The organism is Desulfosarcina variabilis str. Montpellier (assembly GCF_048565275.1).
In the GTDB taxonomy this organism is placed as follows: domain Bacteria; phylum Desulfobacterota; class Desulfobacteria; order Desulfobacterales; family Desulfosarcinaceae; genus Desulfosarcina; species Desulfosarcina variabilis.
This window is the reverse complement of the sequence record NZ_CP159846.1, coordinates 4,371,471-4,396,694: the sequence shown is the minus strand read 5'-3', so window position 1 is coordinate 4,396,694 and position 25,224 is coordinate 4,371,471. Positions and strand designations below refer to the sequence as shown.

Below are 25,224 nucleotides of genomic sequence, written 5' to 3'. Positions count from 1 at the left end.
ATTCAATCCAATTGCTGAACGTCAATTTGCTTTGGGGATTCACCACGCTTAGCGATTTTAACCATTTCACGATATGCCCGTTCAAGATTTCTTGTAAATTGGGGCGTGTCAAAAAGGGGCGCCGTTAATCGATTTGTTTCGACCTTTTTCTTGAGCGCTTGAAGTTTTTCTGGATTGTTTGCAATATCAACGGCCAATTCTTCATATTCACCAATGTCATTGGTAATAAGCTCTGCCAACCCAATGGCATTTAGAATACTCGCAGAAACTCTTGATGAAAAATGTCCGCCTTTTGCCGTCACAACAGGGACCCCTGCCCAAAGCGCATCACTGGTGGTTGTGTGTCCATTGACAATGCGTGTGTCGAGTGACAAGTCGAATAGCCGTAAGCGCGCCAAATGCTCATCTTTAGGCATTTTTTTTTGAAAAAGTAATCGTTTTTCATCAACACCACGATTTACGATTTCTTTTTTCAAATTTTTCTCGGCACTTTTACTCCCTTCTAATAAACAAAGGACGCTTTTCGGTACTCTTTTTAGAATCCGCGTCCAACAGTCGAACATGATCGGTTCGATTTTATAGTGCGTGCAGAAACAGCAAAATGCAAAGACCTCATCCGGGATGTTGAACTCGGTACGGTGAAACAGTCGCTCATGAATCTTTTGAGTATTGTCGTTTACCTGATAACAATGGGGCATATATACGATTTTTTCGCTAAAATATTGGGCATGGCTTTCCGGTATAACTATTTTATCGGCAACAATGTAGTCGATAAAATCAGCGCCGGTTGTTCCCGGATACCCCAAATAAATGACATGAACCGGCGCCGGCCGAAAGGCGTTGATGCGCAAGCGATTGGCATGGGTAAAGCCTCTCAAATCAACCAGAATATCAATTTGATGTTTCCTTATCAATTCAGCGGCAATGGTATCATTCATCTGACTGATATCGAAAAAGTGATCCGCTTCCTGTTCGGCCCGTTTTCTATAATAGCTGTGGTCATCCTTGCCGTATGAAAAACAGGAGATCTCGAATTCGGTTCGATCATGAAGCCGAAATAGTCCAGAGATCAAATGCGATCCTGGATGGTTGCTGAATGTATTGGAAAGGTAGCCAACTCTGATCATTTCATTTTTTGTCTATTTTTTGGCATGCCGTTGATCATTTCATATGACAGGCCCTATTGGCTGATTGGAATAACCATCAATGATGGTGGTTTTCCCTTTATATACCGTGCCCATATCATTTCGTATCCTTTTTCAAGGTTCCGGGCAAAACGCTTCGTATCGAAAAGAGAGGATTGATCACGAGCGTTGCCCAATGCTTCACGGATTTTTTGATAATAATCATGATCTGTTGCCAGTTTGACGGCTAATTCCTCATATGCCGGTATGGATGTGGTAACCAATTGAGGAAAACCGATGGCATTCAGGATGCTTGCCGACATGCATGATGCGAAATGGCGCCCTTTCAGGGTAACAACGGGCAGACCAGCCCACAGTGCATCACTGGTGGTCGCCGCACCGGTAACCAGAATCGTATCCAGTGCGGTGTCTGCCAGGCTTAATCGTTTGAGATGTTCCTCTTTGGGTAAATTATCGGCAAATACCAATCGGTTTTCGTCAATGCCCATCCTTTTCGCATCGTCAACCAGCTGTTGTCGGGTCAAATCATCTGCGATACATAGCCACAAGAAACTTTTTTCAACCTTGTTCAATATGCGCATCCATGTCCTGAATATTTGACGATTGATCTTATAGGCAACATGGAAGGCACAGTATACATGCCCATCTTCAGGAAGCCCGAAATCTTCGCGTTTTAGCCTGGAATCGGGATTTATTTGCTGATAATTGTTAACTTGGTAGCAGTCAGGCATATAGATAAATTTTTCAGAATAGTCCTTTGCCTGTTCAGGCGGGGTAACGATCCTGTCAGTAATCAGATAATCGAAAAAGGATGCCCCGGTCGTGCCGGCCAGCCCAAGATACCTGACCTGCAATGTCGCTGGACGCTGGGCAGCGATTCCTAAGCGACTGTGTTTGGTAAATCCTCCCAGATCAACCAGGATATGAACATTATTGGATCGGATGCGTGTTACTGCATCAACGTCACCCATGCTACGCAAATCAATAAATTGATCGCAGTTATTTATAATCTCCTGCCGATAAGTACTTGCATCGTCGATTCCGTATGAATAGCAAATTATCTTGAATCGGCTGCGATCATGTTCTGCGAATAAGCCAGCCATCAGTTGCGCTGTTGGATGATTTCTGAAATTGCAAGAAAGATAGCCTATCGTGAGTTGGGTTGGTGTTGGCACCTGAGATGGTCTTGATTGGCAACGGCTGGTCAAATCATGCGGATACTGTTTCTCAAAGGGGATTGACCATGCACGGGCGACCTTGTAGTTTAACGCGCTATCGATATGTCGGGAAATATTAAGAAATGGCGTTTCAGCCGGTTTCTCACCTTTTGCAAGCGCCTCATCTGTGAATCTGTCCAATTGCTGGTTCGCTTTAATCAATGTATCCCAGCAGCAAGTTCTCTTCAGGATTGACACTAAGAGACTCTGGGCTTTTGCATAGTTGCAATCAACCTTCAATGCCTTCTGGTAACATTCAATCGCGGATGATAACGCCCCAATTTCCTCATAGCAAAGCCCTGCATTCATTATGGCCTGCTTCATTTCTGAATTGCGGGCTAAAATGATTTCATAGCATGACAATGCACGACGGGGACGCCCCTGAGCAAGAAGAGCATTAGCGAAGTTGATGAGAATGGTATCTGATTCCGGCGCCAGCCGATGCGCCTGCTCGAAACTGTCCAAGGCTTCTGAATGACGCCCCAAATCCCATAAGCAAAACCCTTTATTGCTGTGCCCATCCGCAATTTGTGGATTTATAGCAATAGCCTTTTCAAAACAAGCCAAGGCTTGTCTGGCGCTTCCCTGTTGCCTTAAAATATTTCCCAGGTTGTTGTTGGCGGTATAATTTCCAGGATTGCTTTGTATCGCTCGCTGATAGCAGGATTTGGCCTTATCTATCTGCCCCGCGGACTGCCGAATTACCCCTAAGTTATTCAAGGTATCAGAATGGTGGGGGTCGCGTTGCAATACGTTGCCATAACAATTGACAGCGTCATCAATGAATCCGCCCGACTGCATCGTGCATCCCATATCATACCATACGTCCGTACACCCAGGACAAATGCGCAGTGCGGTTTGAAAGCATTTCAATGACAAGTCCCATTTTTTGTCATCGCCATACGCATTACCTAAATCTTTATAAAATTCCGCTTGATCGCCGCCGATCGCAATGGCTTTTTGAAATGCTTCAATGGCCATTTTTATATTTCCGCTGCGACGATAGGCCAGTCCTTTAAGATGGTAAGCTTTCGCGTCGTTAACTTGGGCGTTCATGTCGGCAAACCGCTTGGATAGTAAATAAGATGTTTCTTATTTATGCTATTGTGCTCAAACCAAAAGGAAGGCAAATGGTAAGATCTTCAGACCATGAATTAAAGCGTTTGGTTACGAATCTTGATATTGAATCATTCCAGCCTTTAAATAGGCGTGTAGATCACCTTGAAAGGGGTAGTTTCCCCAGTGCGACAACCTGCTTTCCATGTCCGCCCAGATATCTCCACCTAGTTTTCGCCATAAAAGGCTAAAGTAATAGTCTTCGCTAAGGTAATCGTTTGTTTCCGGATCTTTGGCACAATCGAACAGCATAAACAATTTGTCGCGCTTGATGTTATGCGTCAAACAGGTTTTTTGATTATTGTATTGCAAATCCGGATACGCCTTAATCATCCGCTCTATAACAGATCTCTTAATAAGCATGAATCCGGTTGTGCCGTACCTGACTTTTATCATCCTATGGTTCACATCGATTTGCGGCTGACCGGACGCATCCAGATCAAAATCCAGCATGTAGTTCAAGCAAAGTGACTTCAAATTCGAAGGATCCTCCAGTTTTTTAAAAATCTTTTCAATTCGATCAAAATGGAACGATTTTGCTGGATAAACACCAATGCTGACATCCTTGTCCACCTCGATGAGTTTCAAGGCACTTGAGGCGCCGAACTGGATATCCGCGTCGATGAATAAAAGATGCGTATAGCTGGGATCACTTAAAAATTTACCGACCATGATGTTACGTGCCCGGGTAATCAACGACTCGTTACCCAGAAACGATACGGAATAGTTGACATTCAGTTTATCGAGCTGTCTGGTCAGTTGAAACAGCGAGGCAACATATTGGTAATGAAGATTTCCTCCATAACAGGGCGTTGCAATCAACAAACGGATTGTTTCCTGGCTACCAATCATAAAGAATCTATTTTCACGGGATTCAACTGGTTGATATTATCACTGGCCTCGAAATTCCAAGGCTCGATATCAAGAACACGTTCAAAAAAAACGATGGCATCATCGTCCCGTTTCAGTGCTCTGCAGATATAACCGGTAGCCATTAACGTTTCTATATCGGTTGGATCCTCATTTAGTAGACGAAAGTATATTTCAAGCGCCTTTTCCACTTCACCGAGCTCAACAAAATAAAAATCTGCCAGGTTTTTCTTGTAATTCAGTTGGTCAGGATCCAACCGCACCGCTTCCTCATAACATTTGAGGGTTTTTTCCTTCTGATCGGTCTGATAATACAATACACCAAGATCATTGTATGCCAGAGCAAAATCAGGCTCCAGTTTGATCAATTCTTCCAGGACATGAATGGCTTCATCGATCTTGCCTTCCTGAACAAGCCGCTGGCTATGTACATATGCCGAGTCATCGTTTTGATCGTTCGCCTGTTTAATCTCGTGCTGTTCTAATTTTTCAATAATGATCAGTGCATCATGGTTCCAGGGCTCAAGGTCAAGAACACGTTTATAAAATGTTTTGGCTGTTTCAAAATCCCTGTCAACAACAGCCAGGTTGCCAAGAATCTGCAATACTTCGACATGTTCGGGGTCCTGTTCGATTATCTGACTATACAAGCTTTTGGCATTATCGGCATTATTCTTTTCAGTGTAGTAAAAGTCGGCTAGTTGTTTAAGAAAGCCTGTGTTTTGCGGATCAAGGTCGGCGGCTTTCTGGTAGTGTTCAAATGCCTTATCCTTTTGCCCCGTGGCTAAATACAACGCGCCCAATTCGTGATGGCCCGTTGCAAAATCAGCGTAGGAAGACAGTAGTTGTTCCATTTCATCGATGGCCATTTCATAATCACCGGATTCGATGAGCGGCTCAATTGCAGTGTATAATTCCTCACATGATTTCATTGGATACTCCTTATAGTGAATTTACAGCTATCGTTTTTTTCAAGTAAACATTATCCTGGATGCGATAGCCAGCGATTGAAAGTGATCGCAATCATCTGCGCCATGCTTTTTGTTGGCCTGACACTTTTCGTCACATTCCTGGCACTGTATTGTCGTTCATTTGACGAAAACCACCGATACATTGCTTTTCTACGGCTATTTTTTCGCATCCAATAGTCTTAGAATAGTTCAGAGCAATTCTTATACCATTTTGTTACTTCTACATTATTATGGATATCAATATGCAGTACAGATGGTCTTCAATCCACGGTGTATCTGTGCGATGGTATCGGCCATGGTGTTATAGTAGGCTTTGATTGCTTCCAGTTCATCAAGCATTGCTTGTATTCTGAAATCACCCACCGTGGTAGCCACCACTTCTTCTGCTTTAATGATGGTTTGCATCTCATTTAGCACCGCATCCTGGATAATGGCGGTCATCGGTCCGTATTGTTGTTGAAATGTCAGATGTTTTTTTTTCAATCGCCTGTAGAGTCGTTTGAAACCGTCTTGATCCCCTTCCAGCTCTGATATTGTCAACCTCCTCGCCATGCCTTCATTTTGCCTGTGACAGACCTTTTCCAGTTTCCCTGTCCAGTCAATCATAGGTTTTAGCCGGGATTTGACGACATTGATTGCTGGAGATGCGTCCCAAAAAATCGTGTCCAATATTTGCTGAGCAGATGGTTTGCCTTTCCATTCACAATGGATCACCTGCCTTAAATCCTTTACCTCGGCGCCATGGACCATGGCTCCCCCAGTGCTGACATTTATTATCCGAACCTGATGCTGGGCAATGATCTGTTCCAATATCAGCCTGTCGGTTACCAGTTGTGTTGGAGCATACACGATACTACCGTCAACAGCCTTGACGGGTATCAAATTTTCGTTTTCAGGAATATGGGAATATACAGATCCTTGGGCGTGGCTTTGACCATTCAAATAGGCCAGATCCACACCAACGAGAATGATTGGATCAGCGCCCATGGCGATTGCCAATAAAACCGCCAAATGCATAACCGACGTCATAATCGGCATCCGGCATTGAAGATCAAGGGATTGATCAAGCCATTCCAACACCAATCGGTTGTATGCCGTCATCCCCACCTTCCGTTCTCCTGGAAAGGTACTGACAATTTCCGGATTGGATTCCAATCCAAAGGCCAGCACTGTCTCATGCAAAGATCCCATATATGGGCGAAGCTTATTGATATTGGAGACATGAAAATCGACAGTGGCAACAATATGGGGCCGGATTCCAGCATTTAGCAGGCTACCCACTGCCGAATCACAGGCGATGATCAATGCCCCGCGTATCTGTTTCAGCAGAGGCAAGGCGTCATTCAACGATGGCCCGGCAGCCACACAAATTACCGGGATTCCTTTGAAACGATTCCGCAACACGCGCATTGGGGGTCCACCTATCAAACTCGGCAAATTGGCAAGGGAATTGGTCAGCATGTGTTTCCCAAAATGCTTGGCGGTGTGCCACATATCCCGTGTTGAGCGGATATTATGAATCAAATTTTTCTCTAATTGCTTAAATGCGTTACCGATGAGCTGTACGTGATAGGGATTAATGAACAAAAAAGTCCGCCCAACAGGCAAAATGTGCTTGCAATCTTCTATGATCCGATTTGCATCTGCCTGGACTCCCAAGTATATACTTAGTCGTTTATACTTAAAAATATTTTCCAATGCTTTCGTTGACAAGGCGAGCCGGAACAGTGAAGGATACGGTTCAATGATGACGATACGGGGTTTTTTAGTAAATCTTTGAATTGCCTCGAGGCACGCCTCACCCAGCCCGATTCCCAGGATAAACACCATGTCATATGGATCGGGTGGTACCGTGCTATCAATTTTATGTAATAGTTTTTCAACTTCCGCTTCCTTGTAAAGCATGCGAAAACGGCCATCAGCGCATCGAATATAAATGTTCGTCCGACCATGGTCCTGGCGTATCGTTGCTGCAAAGGGCTGACTGTGTTGGACCTTTTGTAAATATGGGATTACATGCGGGAAACGTTCAATTAGGATTTTCATGTTCCCTTTATAGATATCAACTCGAGACTGATTCACGGCTCCCATTTCTTTCTGTCGGATATAATCACCCGAATCCCACGCCTTGTCATCGAGTTGACAAATTGATGACAGCCGATTGGCAAGGCCCTTGTTTTGTTTGGTGGGCCGCTGTGGGCAATTCTGGGTAATTCATGATTAATTTAAAACTGTTATACAAGTATTCATGATCGTTTCCTAAAGCCTCAGCCAATGTTGGGCAACAAGCTGACGGTTATAGCGCAAATACCATACCAAAAAAGGGCCGTGCATAAATGCACGGCCCTTTTTTTGGTGACAACAAGGCGGATTCGGCTGATTTAAATATAATATTACATCGTCGACTTTATTCTAAAGGATGCTGCAGACCGATCCATTTTAAATCAAACCGCGCCAAAGCCATAGAGCAGCATTCATCAGGAGAGGATGCAATCCCTTGCATGCTTGGCGTTGTCTTGTACATCACCAGAATCACACCGTCCTGGGTCACAGTCATGGTAGAATAGTCAAACCAGTCTCCCCAGGGGCTGATTTCTTTTTTTATTGGCCATGTCCCTCCCCCATCTTCACTCAGATGGACCACGCCATGTTCCCGGTTAGCACCGTTGGTATCCGGATTCGCAAACAACAGAATATCTCTTCCATCACACAGCTGAGGTGGATAGCGTACCATACTCGCATTGCACCCCTGGGAAATTTCCCTTAACGTGTCATCGCCTCCGGTTTCCAAAAATTTGGCACCACCATCGGTGCTGATGGCCGTATATCGCTTCCCGTCATCCCAATAGGCCCTGGCATTGAGATAAAGGTCGCCATTGATACGCTCGGCCAGGCATGCCTCCCCCGTTCCTTTCAGAAAATAGTTTGAAGCATGGATGGTGTTTCCACTGTCATCGCTGTAAAGTACCATGCTGTAGCATTTTTCACGGCGATCCGTAATACTCCGATCATCGTATCCATCCTTGGAGACTATCGTTCGCGCCGGCCACAGAATCCGGCCTCGGTGCTCACCATACCGTTTGATGATGCCAGGTGCGCTTCCATGGGTGCTTACCCCCTTGCAGCCTTTTGCATCATATACTCTTAGATTCCAATCCTGCCACGTGTTGCCGTTATCCGCACTTTTCAACCAGCCGCCGCCACACATAAGCAATACCGTCTGCGATACGGGATCGGTCACGGCGGACCCCATGTGGTATTTGGCCCCTTCTTTTTGTCGAAGATGGATCATCTTCCCCCATGTCTTACCGCCATCCATGCTTTTTCTCATGACGATGTGGCATTGCCCTGTATCGTCACAAGGCGATCGCCAACGCTCCTCGCTAAAGGCCAGGATGCTGCCGTCGGGTGCCACAACGATGGAAGGAACGTGGTAAAAGGCATGGTCTTTTTGAGGAAAAATAATTTTGCGGTGAAACATATTGCTCATTTATCGATCGTCTGTTGATGCAACTATATTTTCAAGCCGAAATTCATTCATTAAGCGTGAGAGTCTTCCCCCCCGCCTTCTCAACAGCATCTAAAAATTCCTTAAATGTCATGGGCCTCAAATGATAAAACTCAACTCGACCTACCGATATCGAAAAATGTTTTCCACTTTTCCAGCAATCATTCTCTCTGCCCACTCATATCCTTGCATGAACGAATGATCCATGTTGCCGACCTCATATTTCCATCCACCGAAACGGCCTCGGGAAAAGATGTTATGGCTTTCAAGGTAAGCATGGATCACCGCCAACGCCTGATCCCGATCCAGCGTTGGGATGGGATAGGCGTATGGAATTTGTTTACTCCAAGTCGAAATGATTTTTTTTTCATCTGACCGATTGATTATCCCGGTGGTAAACAGCCCGTCGATGACTTTGGAGACCAAGACTGATTCATTTTCCGATTGTCCTGGGGAGAAAGCCACCTCTGCCATCAAAGCAGCCTGATTTTTGCCCTTGGGCCTAATACTTGGTGAATAGTTGTGCAGATTGGTCAAGCGGTAAAATGGGCATTCGGAGCCCGGAAAATACATCCAGCTCGTTTGACGATCACCCTCCATGTCCAAGCCAATGCCGGCGACCGCTACATGATTGTATTCCAGCCGATCTGCCGCCGCGAAAAGGTTTTGTCGCTGTGGTCGAATCATCTTTTTTATCAATCGATCCAGGGGAACGGTGCTTAAAACGGCTTTATATTTATAAGAAATGCCACCTTTGACAACCGCCACCTTCGCGATCGGATCAATTTTGATGACCTCGTGATGAAAACGAATGTGATCGCAAAATTCGTTGCCTATTCTGCTAGCGATCGCACCGATGCCATCATTGCGCGGGTAAAGGAATTCGCTGTTGGGCCCCCATTGTTTTTGACCAGCATTTTCTTCGATGGATTCATTCGGATTATTTTGAACCACGCTCACACGATCGCCAATCCACTGAAATCCCATTTTTCGCAATGGGAACGCCCAAACCTTCCGATTGTAAGGTTCCATGAACAGGCGGCAGATCCCGTCTCCGAAACTGCGGACCATCCAATCCTTGAACGACCGCGTTCCCTCATCGGGTCCGGGAGCATTGGCCAGTCCGTCCTGGCATAATTTTGAAAGATCGGGTGAAAGTTCATGAACGTGGTTTTGAAATGGATAGCCAGTCCATTGTCCCTTTACATGGACTCTGGCCCGGCGACAATAGGCCAGCAGATCATCGCCCATTGCATCATCGATATGGTGAATGAATCGTTGATCCTTGGAAAACAACACATGACCGCCAAGATCCCAGGTAAAGCCTGCATCGTCTTTAAAACTCGCAGCGAGACCGCCGATTCGGTCGGTGGACTCTAATACAACGAACGATGAAACACCCATTTTTTTTAGCCGGTATGCGCCACCGATACCGGTAATTCCGCCTCCTACAATCAGGTAGTCGATTTGCCTCATCCGCAAAATTTCGACCACTGCCGCGCCTTCTTAACCAAAGTTGCGGATTCATTATATAGCCTGTTCCAATTGGCGGGAGAATGGTTGGCAACTTCCCGCTCGCCATCGTGAATGCGCACATTGGCGAGTACTTTGGGGATGTGAACAAACTTTGCGCCGTTCATAGCAAACCGGAGAAACATGTCGTGGTCCTGGGGCTTTATTTGTTCATCGTAGTATCCAACCCGATCGTGCAATTCGCGCTTGTACAGTTTACAAACACCACACAGGTACCATTGACAAAATGCATTTTCAAATGAGTAGTCCGGCAGGGAGAACCGACGAAGAATTCGGCCGGAATCATCTACGATATGCATATCGGCATAAGCAAAATCATATCCTTGCTCCAGAAGAGACGCAAGTTCTGAAATGGCCGAAGGAAGCAGTATGTCATCAGAGGCGATAAAGGAGCAATATTCACCGGTAGCGGCCCTGAATCCTGTATTCAGCGCCCCCCCAAGCCCCACGTTTTCAGGATGATGAATAATCTGGAGTTCCCGGCCTTCGGGAGGATATCTCAAATGCTCATAGCGCTCCACTGTGTCCGTTTCTTCATTGCAGTTAGATGCATAGGACACCCGATCCAAAGCAACGGCCTTTACGTAGGCATCCAGAACGTCCCGCGTCGTATCGTTGGAACCGTCGTTGACTACAATAATTTCAAGATCCGACCAGTCCTGAAACCATATCGAGTCTAAACATATGGGAAGATATCGGGCCTGATTGAAGGTCCCTACCACCATGCTGATCTTTTTCATTTTATCTCTACGACGTCCTCGCCATGCAATTCGAGATAGGTATCCAGCCAGCAATGCAAAAGCACCTGATGACTTGCCTCAACAAGGCCGTAGGTATCTGCTGGAATCCAAAAATTCCAATCGCCCAAGGATCGCGACAGGTTGTCCGAAGCCATACCTGAAAGTGTAACGATCCTGAGCCCTATTTCCCTGGCACGCTTAACAACTTTGATGATATTGGGCGAATTCCCCGAGCAACTTATAGTGACAAGCATGTCTCCTGGAACGGCAAACCTTGTAAGGGGAACAGCAAAACATTCTTCATAGTGAATATCATTGCTGACAGCCGTCATCATAGCAATATCATTGAATGCCATTGCTCGGCACCGGCAATTTTTGCTAAAATCAGCGGCCATGTGGGAGGCCATAGTAGCACTTGCACCGTTGCCTGCAAAGTACATAGTGGCGCCGCCTACCTTTGTCTCATGACACATCTTGCAAAGCTCCATCAACGCAGCTTCCTGATCAATAGAATTACCAAGTTGATCCGTCACCACCATTTTTTCCATGGCAATTTGTAGACTCCCAAGGTAGCTGCTGTACAAAGCTCTATTTATATGATGTTCATTCAACATTTTCATAAAGCCCCATGCATATTGTTATTTTTCTGCCCGGCGTCTTCGATGACCTATTTTTCCGTTTTGCGCTCCATGAAAAGTGATGAAAATTGAACCCGCTTAAACACCTCCAGTTTCCCCCCGACTCCGGCATTATAGACCTCTATGCCATTCGCGCTACAATAAGAGCCGACGGTTTTATAGCTTGAGATGATTTTTCCGGATTGATTGAATTGATCCGGCAGTTTTCTGGAACTTCGAAGAGAGGCAAGATATTCTGGGGAAATCGTATCGGGATTATAAAAATAGGCGTTTTTAAAATCATCAGTTTCTCTGTCGAGCCCGTAATCGCAATCGCAACCGATCAGGTAGATCGGGTTAAATCCCAAATAAATTGCAATCGGCAGGCACTGATCGATAACAACTGAATATCCCCAACATAGCTTCTTTTCCAAATCCACTTGAAATCGGCCCTCCCAGCATCGTTGCAAGGGATCAATTTCCACAAAAAAAATTGAATTATGTCCCATTTTTTTTTCACGCTTGATTGCTTCACGTGCTCGATTTTCAAAGAAGCAAGTAACTCCGGTATGTCCCGCAATGTTGTCATGTATCTCCGGTAGCAATCGCCCATGCTGATAAAATCTCGGATCTCCCAGGCAGTAATAACATTTTCTGAAATGTTTGAACTCCGTATGGAGCGTAATAAGGTTTACCGCAAACACAAATTCATCACGCAGGATATGCAGTTCTTGTTCTTTTAACGACGGACCGTTTCCAATTATAAAAGCTCTTTCCCCGACATATTTATTTTTCAGAGATGCCAAATTGTCAGAGGCACAATTTGGGTTGTCCACAACAACTCCTTAGGCTTGACTATCATCATTGTAAAAAATCGACATTTTTTTGTGATCAGTAGCTTGTACCATGGCGGCATTACCGATTATGTTTCAAGAGACCAGTAGCGAGGTTTTTCATCCTTAGCCCCGCCCTTTTGGCTGAACCGAATAAGCATTTCTGCAAACCGGAAATCTTTTTCATTGCTGATTTTAACCGCTTTTATCGGTTCTATTGGGAAAAAGATCCTGTTTGTTCCTAAATACCCTTTTTTCTTTTCTCTATATGTCTTCATAAAGACATCTGTATTCCACATGGCAACCGCCCAGTTCAGAATTTGAACCGCTGTATTCTTTTGGGTTGGTTCAAGTGCGGCATCAGCATCGATATTTACGCCTTGTTGTTTGAAAAAAACCTGCATTTGGGTCTCTTCACAAGCGATCAATGTATCACAGTCTGATTCTTCATAGGTTCTTATGGCGTCCGCAATGTCTTTCGGAGAAAGTAAAGGGCATACGGGATTGATCATGAGAAGCGTATCAGACTTCATATTCTCCATGAAATCAGCTGTAAAGTCATCGCCCTTTGCGTCGTCTGAAGCCAGCCACGAATCCCGCAAATAACTTTTAACACCATAGCTTTTTGCCAGGGCACATAATTTTTCAGAATCGGTGTTTACGTAAATCTCATCTATCATTTCCGTATTTTTTGCGCATTCGATTGCATATGCAATAAGCGGCTTTTCTCCAAGAAAACGCAGATTCTTGCTGGGCACACGCTTGCTGCCCTTTCGCGCCGGGATGTGGCAAATCAACGTTCCCAACTTTTTCATATATCACTTTCCCACTGTTTTTGTTTGAAATAATCGGATATAAATGTTTTCAAGTCATCCTCTAAGACCAAATTGGCCTTAAACATCTCACCAAACCCTCTGGTTAGAATCACCTTGATTTTATCGCCCTCGTTTTTTTTATCTTTCCTGAGAGCTGTAAAGAATCGTTGACAATCGATATTTTTCAGCTCGGTTGTTTTCCAAACCAGTTCCAGTGTATGCCTGACTTCGTTCCTGAATTGTGACGATACTAGTCCCATTTTCTCTGACAGACAGTTTGATAGATCCATTCCGAATCCCACCGCAATTCCATGAGGTACAGTGTAATCGGTTGCTGATTCAATCGCATGCCCGAAAGAATGACCGTAATTAAATACATTTCTAGGACCACGATCAAATTCATCAATTTCAATCATTTTTTTCTTTATCGATAGGCTCCGTTGTATCATTTCACCGAATTCGTATTTTTTCAAATTGGCTTTTTTAAGCTTTCCCTTTGCCCACTCGTAATCCTTTTTTCCTGACACACAGAAATAATGTATCATCTCTCCCAGACCGGATAAAAGGTCCGGTTCCTGGAGTGTTTTCAAAAACTTTGGCGAAATATAAATCTCAGCTGGGGGATAAAATCCACCAATTTGGTTTTTATAGGTTTTGAAATTAATGGAGGTCTTGCTTCCGATGCAGCTGTCAGCTTGTGATAGTAAATTTGTAGGGAAATAAATCAAATCCATTCCCCTGAGCAAAATAGATGCTGTGAAGGCACAAACATCCTGAGTAATTCCGCCGCCGACCGCAATGATTCGATCCGATTTTGTAATTCCCCAGGACAGCAATTCGTCTATAACGGGTTCAATAGAACTAAAACTTTTTGTTTCCTCTTTAGGTTCGATGATTCGATACCTGCCTTTTTGTACGACGTCGGAGATATCAGGGTAATTTTTCAATATATTTTTATCAATAAATACGACATCTCCGCCCCGGATACATTCTCTAAGGCACGGCATATAGTTATCAAGAAAGTTTACTTTATATAAATACCTGTGTGAACGAATGGCCAGCGGCTCAAACAATTGTAAAACCTCCATCGACTACCAGATTTTGTCCCGTAAGATATGTGTTTTCCTCACTGCAAAGAAATCGTACGACTTTTGCAATCTCGGAAGGTTCTGCCATTCTCTCGATTGGAATTCGGCTACTGATCTTTTCAATTTCATCATCCGATAGAGACTGCCGAGTCAAGTCCGTCATTGTAAAACCTGGTGACACACAATTCACAAGCACATTGTCTGGTGCAAATTCTACGGCCATTGTTCGGGTTATGCCAGCCAGGCCACTCTTTGCACCCGTATAGATTGATCTTCCACTTTTTGTCACACAACTCCATATCGAAGAGATGTTGATAATTCGCCCCCATTTATTCCCTCGCATTATTTTAGCGGCAGCTTGACTGATCAGGTAGGGTACCTTCAAATTAATTGTATTTATCAGATCAATATCATTCTCTGTAATGTTTTCAACAGGTTTAATGATATTTATTGCAGCATTGTTGACGCAGATATCAAGCTGATTTAACGATCTAATATAACGTAGGAAATTTTCATTAGAATCATGATCAGCAAAATCAGCGTGAACATATATCCTGTTTGGTTCAGTTTTATCGTTCAGTATAGCAAGCTCTTCATGATTCCTTCCCGTAAGAATCAATTGAACGTCCTTTTGATCAAAAGCATCTGCAATTGCGGCCCCGATACCTTTTGTTGCACCTGTTATCAAAACAATTTTCATTTGCTGCACCTTTTGACCTTAGGAAGTTCTGGCTCCTTTTCTATGATCTATCATCAAAATTTAAAAAATCATCAATTGAGTATTGAGTGTTGCACTGTTTTTGATCTTTCAGCTTAAAAAAGAATATTTTTCCCTTATTCCAGTTTGATATCATTTGCTCATGAGTTGCGATTGTTTCAAATTCAGTGTGTTTTAACTGGTTAGCCCTTACATTTAAAAAACTGAATGAATGAGTTTCATTTTTATTCCAACCACTTTTCTCTTCCTTTGAGTTGGTTTTTTCTTCTTTTTTCTGATTTGGATAATTATAGTATACATAGTAACAACCTGGATTAAATACGGTGGTCATAATATCCTGTCTAAATTTAGGAGACAGAAAGCAATTATATGCCACAATTGCAATCCAGTCCTTTGCTTCCAATATTTGAATCCCTTTTTTAATAAAACTTCCAAAATTGAATAATTCCTCTTGGAGAGAATGCACATCTATCGACTTAAAAAAGGATTTTATTTCTTTATTTATTTTTCCGCGGTGTATCACCAGGAGTCCGTCTAATGAATCTCTGACATTTTTAAAATCCTCATAGTTGATTCTGAATTCATCCGGGAGTATCATTATTCCCTTGATATCGCGTGGAAATATCGTTCTATTCGAATTGTTCAGCCTCTCTTTCTTATCTCCATTAGGAAGGTAAAAAGGTTTTCCAGGTGTATAATCCGAACGTTCCTTGACAATATCTATAGGATTATAAATTCTATATTTTCCCGCTGCTATTTTCGGGCTACCACTATTCTTCAATTTTTCAAGAAGACTCGGAGATACATCATCTCTTTCGTCCTTTGCACAAGTTTTTGGGCCTCGAATAGCAATTCCGCAAAGTTCACACCATCCAAGTTGTCTCCCGAATTGGTCCGGTGTCCTTTCCCACCAACCAGGTTCTATTTCCCATCCACCAGGTCCTTCAAACAGTATATCCAATGCGGCCGCAATTTCGCAAAAAAATGCACCTTTCGGCGTTATGCTGGCGCTCCAGTTATTTTGTAACCAGCACGCATCCCTCAGTGGAATCCACTCTTTATCATCAATACCCAAATCTTTCCTGCTGATGAGTATTCCTTGATGTTTTCCATCATGTTGATGATCGTTGAGAAGCTGGTAATGGAAGGTTTCCTGAATAACCTCATAATTTTTATAATATCCGCTTCCTAATGAGGAACATAGACATCTCCCGTGGTTTTTTATTGATAGCATCTCTTCTGTGATATATTTCTGGAAGTTTCTTATTGGTTTTCTTCCACGTTTCAATGTTTCTTTTATTCCGTAATTTTCACCTAAGTATCTTGCAAAACGTTCAAATTCCGGGTGCAAAGTTGGTTCTCCACCCATTAGACCGGCCATTCCATTAAATCCTTTCAGGGAATCAACGGCCTTTTTGAACAAATCCCATTCCATAAAAAATGGCTTTTTATGGTGCCCGCACAGACGGGTGCAGTTTGAACAACTGAGCACACAGGCATTAGTCAACTCTATTTGAATAATTGTCATTTCAGCCGGAGATCGCATTTTTATCCCTGAATTTTTTTTATATCGTTTTATTAAGGGTAAGTTTTAAAAATTTTTCTTTATGGATTGATTGATTTTTTAACCATCGAAAAGTCATCGAGATCATCCATCACATATGCATCGATCATTTTGATAAATTCCGAAGAGGTCCTTGCAGCAAACTTGTCATTATTGCTTTTGCTGTAATAAAACAGAGAATATTTTAAAAGTCTTGCAGCATGCTCAATCCATCTATCATGCATGTTTTTTGCGTTTTTCCCTATCAGGGCATCTTTTATTGCTCCTTCTATACTCTCTTCTTTAAAGGCCTCATACGAACATCCCTTTCCGACCATTGGAGTATAGCCGAGCATGACGACTGGTTTATTCCTGATAAGGCCCAAATAACTTACCTGCGATAGAACAGTTACCACTACGTCACATGTGTCAACACATTCGTTAATGTTTTCATTATCTATAATTTCATAGTGTTTTGAATTTTCCGGCTTAAAAATCTGTTTTTTAGAATATGGATGAGGCTTATAAATTACAAACCAGTCGTTTTGTTCAGCAATTTTCAGCACTGTTTCAAAAAGATGATTTGAATCTCTCAGAAAAGGGGAATGCAATCTCTTTGCATGATGGTCATATGGGAACATTCCGGAGCTATAATTATTATGACCCGCCAGAAATATTAATTTTTTATTTTTTTTATCAATCTTTTTTAATAAATTTCCATATTGTGGTTGTTTTCTTCGATTGATGCCTGTTTCCTTGAAATATTCAATCGCTTTTTTGGCTTTTTCTAAATCGCTATCGTCGATTTCCAATGAATTGAACTTTTCAAATTGTCTTGCGATCCAACTTTCACCTACCTGGCCCAATTTATCGGCTTGAAGCGTTCCTGGCAACAGTCCATATTCCAGATAAATGCTTTTATATTCTAATAAATCGCTGATATATTTGGCCACCTTTGAAAGGGGATAAAATTCGTTCCAAATAAAAACGACATCCGGTTTGTAGGAGTTAATAACATCAATGGTGAAATTGTACGCTATTGTTACGCTTGAAAGCGCCTCTTCATAGGATATTTCTTTTCTCTCCAATGTCAGATATTGATGGTGTGCGGCAAATGTGTGAACCAAGGCCTGAAGTTGTGCATCTCCCGAAAGTTCAACATAATATCTATATTTTTCCGTATTAACAATTTCATCCGGAGGGGATAGATGTGAGATTCTTGGGCTGTCTATCTTTATATCTCCCTGAAATGCATCAAGAATCAAAATATTTATCTTATCATCTGATTCGGATAAATAGGATATAAAATCATATTTATCCGGTACCATTGCATAATCTATCCAAAGAATATTTTTTATATTCTCATCTTGTTTTAATCTTTGAATTGCCTGTTTTATTTTTTCTTTATTTACTACCTTCTCAATACCGACCACACTTTTTTTTTTTTCAAATGCGGCATCACAACCAGCTTTCCATCCGTTCATTTTTCGATCCTTAGATACAAGATAACCGCCTCTCCCCATCGATCCATTTTCGAATTTTACGTCTAAAAAAATTTTAGCATCATTTTCTTCTGGATTTTGCATATATTGTGAAATCGTATAAAAAGCGGTAGATGGAGCAACTCTAAAATGAACAAAATCATCTCCGAAATTTTCGATCACATCATTAACAAAATCCATTATTCCTTCCTGTATTTTTTTTTGAACATCAATTGTTTTCTGGTGCTTTTCCGGCTCGGTGAAAACTGGAGCGATATGATCTTTATCCATTTTCATCCCGATCATTGACCCGGCAGTAGCGTCGGAAATAATATTCTCAATGATTCCCCTGTTGAATATCGTATTTATCCGGTCATTAATCGGTGCACCTAAATAATTATAACACCTCGTATTTTTATTAGTGTTGTTTTCGCCAAGAAATGTTGAAGAAAAATAGAATCCGTCTACAGCTTTTTCGCACGCCAATGAAAGTGCCTTCTGAATTTTCCCCGTATATCCGACATCAAAAATGGCATGCAATCCAGTTTCATAAAATTGCGGTCTGTAATATTTTTTAATTAATTCCCTTATCCATTTCTGTCTTTGGAGAAGAACCTTCCTAATATCTGGATGATTCATGCAGTCATTTAAAAATTCATTATAATCCAGTGGCGGGCAATCCAGCTGGTATCCCATGCCATTCAAAAAGCTTTCCAACGTCTCTGGATTTTCAATGAAGAACCTTTCTTTCAAGACTATTGATATCGGCACATCTTTTTCGATCGGAAGAATTTCATTTGTCAATAGAAAATCATGATCGTCTTCCATCAATGCGGCATGTCCTATAATTCGTGACATATACAGATAGTTTGTTTCAACCGGATCCTTGTAATATTTTTTTATTAAATTATATATCTTCAACGGCAAATGACCGTCCCGGGAAACAAAATGCAACTTTTTATATTTTCTTATAGATGCCTCTTCTAACAGCCATTTGGTCATGAACAGCAAAAAAGGACCGCATGCATAATATCCGAAAAGATTCGGGCTGCCGTGAAAAGCTGAATTACTCCATTTATCCTTTTCATCAAAAGGTTTGTCAAAGAATCTGTTGATAACCAAACCAAGAATTATCCTAAAAGAGGGCTCTAACTGATTAATTTTATTATTCCATATTTTTCTATTGTTTTTATTCTTCATAAAAAGATCTGATGGTTTTGGAATGTAAATAGCCCCGATACCGTTTTCTTCAGCTTTCTTCACATCGCTGATTGCATTATCGCCGATATGCACCCAATTATTAGCCGAAATCCCGGTTTCAGACATTATTTTTTTGTATATATTACCTGATTGCTTCGTTAGACGCATTTGAGAGGAAACAAAACATCTTTCGTATCCTTCGAAACCGTTTTCCGACAATATCTTTTCGACATACCCTTGATCATAAAAAACATCTGTAATGACGAATATTTTCTTACCTGTTTTTTTTACCAAATCGAACAATTCTTTTCCTGATTTTCTTGGCCTTAAATATTTTCTATCCGTGTCAAGTTCTATCTTTTTAAGTAACACTGATATTTCAGCAGGAATCTTAAATTCTTTTTCTAAAGTGTCGTAAATTTCGTCAAGCGTTATATCTTCCCATTTTTTGTTTTTATCTAAAATTTTCTTTCTGGCATTTTTTTCCGCCAAAACTCTAATGGATTTAAAAGGGATATCTTTTCCATAAATACCCCCCCCCATTTTTTCCTCTACAAGATAAAACAAATCCGTAGGATGAAAAACAGGTCTACAAAGGAGTGTATCAAAAACATCAAAGCTGACGACTTCCGTTTTTTTATCGAATATCTTCGACTCGACTTCGCAACAAATGTAATCTTTTTCACTGATATTATTCTTTCCCAATTTTTTCCTTTAGATATCGGCTGTCACAATGTAAACGGCCAGAGCATAAAAATAATAATTTGATAAAAATTCCCACATCATTGATTATACCTACGAACATCTTGTCGATTACAAATAAAATTATATTCTGCTATTTATGCATTGAGAACAAAATTTAAAAGGGGGTGTTCCAATTACGAACTGATCCATTAGGTACTCATAATCTGACAGGATCTCCTGATAATTTCGTTCTCCATAAGATGCTACACGGGTTCTTGCATCATAGTCCCAGCAGCACATTACAAACTGTCCATCCCAGGATACACACGGTGCATGCCAATGTTTCGGACAGGGCATATTTTTTGGTGGCGCCCTATCCACGATTATAGGCGTAACATCCCAGTTCCAACTCATTACAGCAGATTTAAAAAATATAAATATATTTGGTAAAAATTCGAAACCCATACTCGGGTATAAATAGCTATCCAGATCACTCAATCTTTTTATTTGAGGTTTATTTTGTTTCCTATTTTGATCGCCTGTAATTTTTTTTGCAATATGATCCCAATAATCAAAAACTGCCTGTGCATTTTTTAAACTCTTTACACCGCCCGAACTTTTCTTATTAAAATTTAGCAAATATGATAATCTTATTTTTACAGGTGACTGTTCTTTATTATGGAATTCTACCATGTCTGCCACAACCTGGTGAAATTCATCTCTATTAAAGTATGTTCCAGTAAAATGTTCACCATCGTTAAACGTCTGCATGGATATTAACATTTGAAGTTTATCGTAGGGCAAAACTTGCTTTAGGAACTTTTCATTAATAAGCGTTGCATTGGTCGTTATCGTACTTTTAGATCTAAATCTATTATTCACGACCTCAACAATATCAGCCAAGTCTTTATTCATAAGCGGCTCACCAAGAATATGATACCCGATCCCCCCGACTTTTGAGAAAGAAAATATATCTTCCAATATTTTTAAGGCGGTCGTTTTGGGCATTACACCTTTTTTTCGTCTTGACCTACCAGATGGACAGAAATCGCATTTCATATTACATATATTTGTCACTTCAATGAGAGTCCCCGGTAGATTAGGCATTGATTTGTTAAATGTAATTCGGTATGGATCCGGGACTTGATCAATGTCAACAACACTAAATCTTTCACGCAAAGTTTGACTATTATCGCCTTCAATACTTCCATCCACTTTTTCATATACCTGCATAATTAAAACATAATCGCCTTTTATTTTCGACGCAACAAACTTAATCTGAAAATCATAAAAGTAATTATGGTTGAAACTCTCTCCAGGCACTTCTTTAAGTTGAGGCAATGAAATTGAGCCGTTTTCTTCTAAATTATCGCCGACCCGGACGACAAACCATCGTAGCAGGACATTTGGCATGGAATAATTTGGTTTGATGTAAAAAAGTTCATTATACAATCGAACAGAGAAGAATAGATTTTCTCCTGGGCCGCAAAATTTATAAGATGTTTTCAAAAAACATTTTACCATTATATCCAACCCTTCAGAACAAATGCTATGCATAATTTTGATGTTTGAGACTTTTTCTGCTTCAATGTTACCATACGACTAAGAAATATCGTTCTGTTTGCCCTCCGCCCATTCGAGCACCTCATCATGCATAAAATTTTGAATCCAAACCAAAGGGCTTTCCAACTCATACGCAAGAATTTCCTTTATCGATTTTAGAACTTGCTCTGCCACATTCCACTTGGCATCCAGGCATTGTTCAAAAAACATTACATCGATTTTATGATTGCAGTTCGCAATAAACATTCTTCCGAAGGGCCATTTATATCCCGGTGTGTTTGAATTGAGCAGTACTCGTAATGTCTTCGAGCAATAGCTATTTATAAAACGATTCGCAACGTAGTTCGGCACCTCAGGATTTCTCACGTGCAATCCATCGCCATCGAAAATTTGTTCTGAACGCAACTCATCCAAAACGATTTCGTAGGAAGGAAAATATGTTATATATTCCCCCTTCCCTTTTTTTTCCATCTTTGCGATAAAATTGTGCACAGCACATAAAAGAATAGCTTTGTTAAAGTTACTATAGACCTGCTTATCTTCATAAAAGAAATCATCCCTTTCAGCCCAGGTCTGAAAACTGTAATTATATCGCTGTGGAGAAACAGTCAGTATTAAGCGTATTTTGCGACTGCTCATTCTGGTGAGAATATCGTAAATTTCCGTCAATTCCAGTCCAACGCTGTCAGCATCAGAATGGTACCAGTTGAAGAAGGTGGCTGAATCTCGAAACGCTGGCGTTGCAGTAACAATATGTTGAGTTCCAGCGTGCCGCATGTATGTCGCGTTTCCTAGAGTCAACACATACAATTCTGCCTTTTTGATTTGCTCGCAAAGCGCTTTGGTGCTCTGGTTCATTGCTTTGATAAGAATTTCCGGGTCTGGAGAACTCAGCCTGTAGTGCAATGCAGAATTATATAGAAACCCTGTCTTGTATGTATGCTCTATCGTGAATTCACGGTTTTGTTCTGCATGTCGAAGCGCCTCTAAAATAGTACGACTCGTGAAATGCCAACAACACGAAGCGATATGCACGGCATTTGAAAAGCCTAGTTTTCTAAGTGCCTTAGCTAAAAAATCTGCAAAACAAGACCCCATACATAGAATGTGAGAATCCATTTCGTTGATGATCGGATATCCTTGGCACTGAATATTCATTTGTTGAATCTTGTTCATTTTTGTAGGTAAATACATTAATGAAATTCCGTCTGTTTTTTATGGATTTCTGTTTTAGTATGTTATTTATTCAGTGCTAATACTGAAAAGCTTCTTTTTGTTTTTTCTTTATGCTTATCGCTGAATAGTAGTTTTTTCGTCTCGCAACCAATTAACACCTCGAAAAATCAAGTCTTTTCGAATATTGTCCCTATACACAGCCACAACTCGAAATATTCCCTCGAGTACCTCGGCAGTTAAAAAATGAGGCTCGACACCGAGTTCAACAAGCCCCTGGTAGGTAGGATTATAGTAGTGTTCTTCGGCTTCAAACCTCGGGTTTTCAAAGTGCTTGATTTCAACTGGATATCCTAAATCTGCCCCTACCTTTTTCACTTTTTGAGCGAGCTGATTTACGTTGAAGGTTTCCATTATCTGATTAAAAATTCGAAGCTCCCCCCTTTTGGCCGGAGTGCTTGCTGCCTTATGAATGCATTGAAGGGTATCCATTATATTTAGATATCCCCTTGTCTGGCCGCCTTTCCCGTAAACCGATAATGGATGCGAAATAATTGCTTGTACGATGAATCGGTTCAAAACAGTTCCGAAGATTTCATCATAATTAAATATCGTCCTGAGCCTCGGGTCATAAATGGACTCCTCGGTTTCTAGGCCATAGACCGGACCTTGCATTAGATCCGTTATTTTCAGGTCCCATGTGCGGACACCGAACCATAAAAGGTCTGTGTCCATAATCTTTGTAGTGTGATAAATTGAGCCTGCCTGTCGTGGGAAGAGAAAATGTCCCGTTCTGCCCTTGTGCTCAATTTCAATCCATCCTTCCTCGATATCGATATTCGGCGTTCCATATTCCCCCATGGTCCCAAGCTTGATCACATGTGTATCCCTTGAAAAATCGCGAACCGCGAACATGAGATTATTGGTCACCAGAAGGTTGTTTATAATCGTTGTGTTGGCGTATTTGTGGTTAATAAGGGAATAGGGTGCAGAAGGCTGTTCTGCATAATGGACAACGGTTTGCGGAATACCTGCAAATGTCGGATGGATTGCAAACTGGTATTCAACACCACCGGTAAAAAATGATCGCATCACCTCCGGATCGGTCAAGTCCCCGATGACGATCTTGATTTCTTTGCCAGTGAGTTCATACCATATTTTTGCACGCTCGATCAGTGTCGGTACAGGGTATAGTATGCCTGCATCGAGTTCGATACATGCATTTCTGCGAAAGTAGTTATCAACAACCGTAACTTGATATCCTCTTTTAGAAAAAGACATTGCTGTCGGCCACCCCAGGTAACCGTCGCCACCTAGAATCAATACATGCATGGCATCTTTCCTTTAGTTACGGGTCATAAACACCATCTCAAAACTCTATTATGTTGTGCTTTGTTAAGAAAGCGCCAAGTTCCGATTTTGAAAGCGGCTTCTCGTTTCCGGAATGGTAGGGGGCATCCACTTTCTTTAACACCGGATCCGCATAGCTATAATCGATTTTGTGATAAATACCACTGAAGGCTGGCAGGACCACAAAGTAGCACTCCAGTTCCCAGGAACGGCGTGTTTCTTCCTGGTTCATCAGTTCCTCGTACATTTTTTCCCCCGGCATGGCTCCGATTAGCTCAATGGCAATTTCTTCCGGGGGATGCCCATAACGGGGCGCCAATTGCTCAATCATAACCGCAGCAAGGTCTTTTATTCTAATAGCTGGCATTTTGGTAACGAAAACCTCTCCGCCGCATGAAAAAAAGGATGATTCTATGACCAGTCGGGCTGCATCTTTGATACTCATGATGAAACGCGTCATTTCGGGATCTGTCAAGGTTATTGGCCCTCCATTTCTAATCTGCTCTCTGAAAACGGGGACAACGGACCCGCGGGAGCCCAATACATTTCCAAACCTTGTGGACGCAAATATAGGGCCCTTTTGTCGTTGATTGCTATTGGCTGCCGTCATAATACGCTCGCCCATAAGCTTCGAAGTACCCATGACATTGGTAGGATTCACTGCTTTATCCGAACTGGTAAAAATGACACGTTTTACGTTGTTTGAAATGGCCGCATAAATGATATTGTTGACCCCCAGGATGTTCGTCTGAACTGCTTCAAAAGGGGATCTTTCGCATAGGATCACATGTTTGAACGCGGCGGTATGAAAAACTATGTCTATCCCTTTCATCTTTCTGGTCAGTTTATCCCGATCCCGGACATCGCTAAGAAAATAGTGACAATTGGTGTGATATGAAAACTGTTGTTCCAGAAAAAAAAGTTCGCTTTCGTTATTGTCAAGCGCAATGAGTTCTTCTACATTTTTCTCCTCCAAGAGCTGACGAACCAGCTCTTTTCCCACAGTACCGCAGGCACCGGTAACGAGGACGCGTTTATCGTTGAAGAATGAATTCAATA

General features: G+C 41.8%; 19 protein-coding genes. All 19 read right to left on the bottom strand.

The features are described from left to right. Window positions 1-2: 2 nt before the first annotated feature. The gene (locus Dvar_RS19800) at window positions 3-1,127 is read right to left on the bottom strand and encodes a hypothetical protein (RefSeq protein ID WP_419663680.1); all 1,125 of its coding nucleotides are present in this window, start codon (window positions 1,125-1,127) and stop codon (window positions 3-5) included. Window positions 1,128-1,180: 53 nt separating this feature from the next. Beyond that, complete coding sequence (locus tag Dvar_RS19795; protein WP_419663678.1) at window positions 1,181-3,418, bottom strand: tetratricopeptide repeat protein; 2,238 nt, start codon at window positions 3,416-3,418, stop codon at window positions 1,181-1,183. Window positions 3,419-3,529: 111 nt separating this feature from the next. Continuing rightward, the gene (locus Dvar_RS19790) at window positions 3,530-4,303 is read right to left on the bottom strand and encodes a hypothetical protein (RefSeq protein ID WP_419663676.1); all 774 of its coding nucleotides are present in this window, start codon (window positions 4,301-4,303) and stop codon (window positions 3,530-3,532) included. A 23-nt stretch (window positions 4,304-4,326) separates the two neighbouring features. Continuing rightward, window positions 4,327-5,280, bottom strand: coding sequence for a tetratricopeptide repeat protein (locus tag Dvar_RS19785; protein ID WP_419663674.1), 954 nt, complete (start codon window positions 5,278-5,280; stop codon window positions 4,327-4,329). Between the two features lie 276 nt (window positions 5,281-5,556). Next, window positions 5,557-7,365 (bottom strand): motility associated factor glycosyltransferase family protein, encoded by a 1,809-nt coding sequence (locus tag Dvar_RS19780; RefSeq protein WP_419663672.1) that lies wholly within the window; start codon window positions 7,363-7,365, stop codon window positions 5,557-5,559. 361 nt (window positions 7,366-7,726) lie between these two features. Further along, a complete protein-coding gene (locus Dvar_RS19775; RefSeq protein ID WP_419663670.1) occupies window positions 7,727-8,809 on the bottom strand; it encodes a sialidase family protein in 1,083 nt (360 codons plus the stop codon). 141 nt (window positions 8,810-8,950) lie between these two features. Continuing rightward, window positions 8,951-10,231: a protoporphyrinogen/coproporphyrinogen oxidase gene (locus Dvar_RS19770; RefSeq protein ID WP_419664138.1), complete on the bottom strand. Its 1,281-nt coding sequence runs from the start codon at window positions 10,229-10,231 to the stop codon at window positions 8,951-8,953. Window positions 10,232-10,299: 68 nt separating this feature from the next. After that, a complete protein-coding gene (locus tag Dvar_RS19765; RefSeq protein WP_419663669.1) occupies window positions 10,300-11,100 on the bottom strand; it encodes a glycosyltransferase family 2 protein in 801 nt (266 codons plus the stop codon). Further along, entirely contained in the window at window positions 11,097-11,720 is a 624-nt protein-coding gene (locus Dvar_RS19760; protein WP_419663667.1) for an SIS domain-containing protein, read from the bottom strand. The genes Dvar_RS19765 and Dvar_RS19760 overlap by 4 nt, the downstream gene beginning before the upstream one ends. Before the next feature lie 47 nt (window positions 11,721-11,767). Then, entirely contained in the window at window positions 11,768-12,553 is a 786-nt protein-coding gene (locus tag Dvar_RS19755) for a 6-hydroxymethylpterin diphosphokinase MptE-like protein (RefSeq protein ID WP_419663665.1), read from the bottom strand. An 86-nt stretch (window positions 12,554-12,639) separates the two neighbouring features. Then, a complete protein-coding gene (locus Dvar_RS19750) occupies window positions 12,640-13,365 on the bottom strand; it encodes a cytidylyltransferase domain-containing protein (protein ID WP_419663663.1) in 726 nt (241 codons plus the stop codon). Next, the gene (locus Dvar_RS19745; protein ID WP_419663661.1) at window positions 13,362-14,438 is read right to left on the bottom strand and encodes a 3-dehydroquinate synthase family protein; all 1,077 of its coding nucleotides are present in this window, start codon (window positions 14,436-14,438) and stop codon (window positions 13,362-13,364) included. The genes Dvar_RS19750 and Dvar_RS19745 overlap by 4 nt, the downstream gene beginning before the upstream one ends. Continuing rightward, window positions 14,431-15,153, bottom strand: coding sequence for an SDR family NAD(P)-dependent oxidoreductase (locus Dvar_RS19740; RefSeq protein ID WP_419663659.1), 723 nt, complete (start codon window positions 15,151-15,153; stop codon window positions 14,431-14,433). The genes Dvar_RS19745 and Dvar_RS19740 overlap by 8 nt, the downstream gene beginning before the upstream one ends. Window positions 15,154-15,193: 40 nt before the next feature. Continuing rightward, window positions 15,194-16,606 (bottom strand): hypothetical protein, encoded by a 1,413-nt coding sequence (locus Dvar_RS19735; protein WP_419663657.1) that lies wholly within the window; start codon window positions 16,604-16,606, stop codon window positions 15,194-15,196. 170 nt (window positions 16,607-16,776) lie between these two features. Further along, entirely contained in the window at window positions 16,777-20,100 is a 3,324-nt protein-coding gene (locus Dvar_RS19730; protein WP_419663655.1) for an HAD-IA family hydrolase, read from the bottom strand. Window positions 20,101-20,220: 120 nt separating this feature from the next. After that, entirely contained in the window at window positions 20,221-21,588 is a 1,368-nt protein-coding gene (locus Dvar_RS19725) for a radical SAM/SPASM domain-containing protein (RefSeq protein ID WP_419663653.1), read from the bottom strand. 93 nt (window positions 21,589-21,681) lie between these two features. Next, on the bottom strand, window positions 21,682-22,800 hold the full coding sequence (locus Dvar_RS19720) for a GSCFA domain-containing protein (protein WP_419663652.1): 1,119 nt from the start codon (window positions 22,798-22,800) through the stop codon (window positions 21,682-21,684). A 132-nt stretch (window positions 22,801-22,932) separates the two neighbouring features. Further along, window positions 22,933-24,147, bottom strand: coding sequence for an NAD-dependent epimerase/dehydratase family protein (locus Dvar_RS19715; RefSeq protein WP_419663650.1), 1,215 nt, complete (start codon window positions 24,145-24,147; stop codon window positions 22,933-22,935). A 37-nt stretch (window positions 24,148-24,184) separates the two neighbouring features. Next, window positions 24,185-25,222 (bottom strand): polysaccharide biosynthesis protein, encoded by a 1,038-nt coding sequence (locus Dvar_RS19710; protein WP_419663648.1) that lies wholly within the window; start codon window positions 25,220-25,222, stop codon window positions 24,185-24,187. Window positions 25,223-25,224 lie beyond the last annotated feature (2 nt).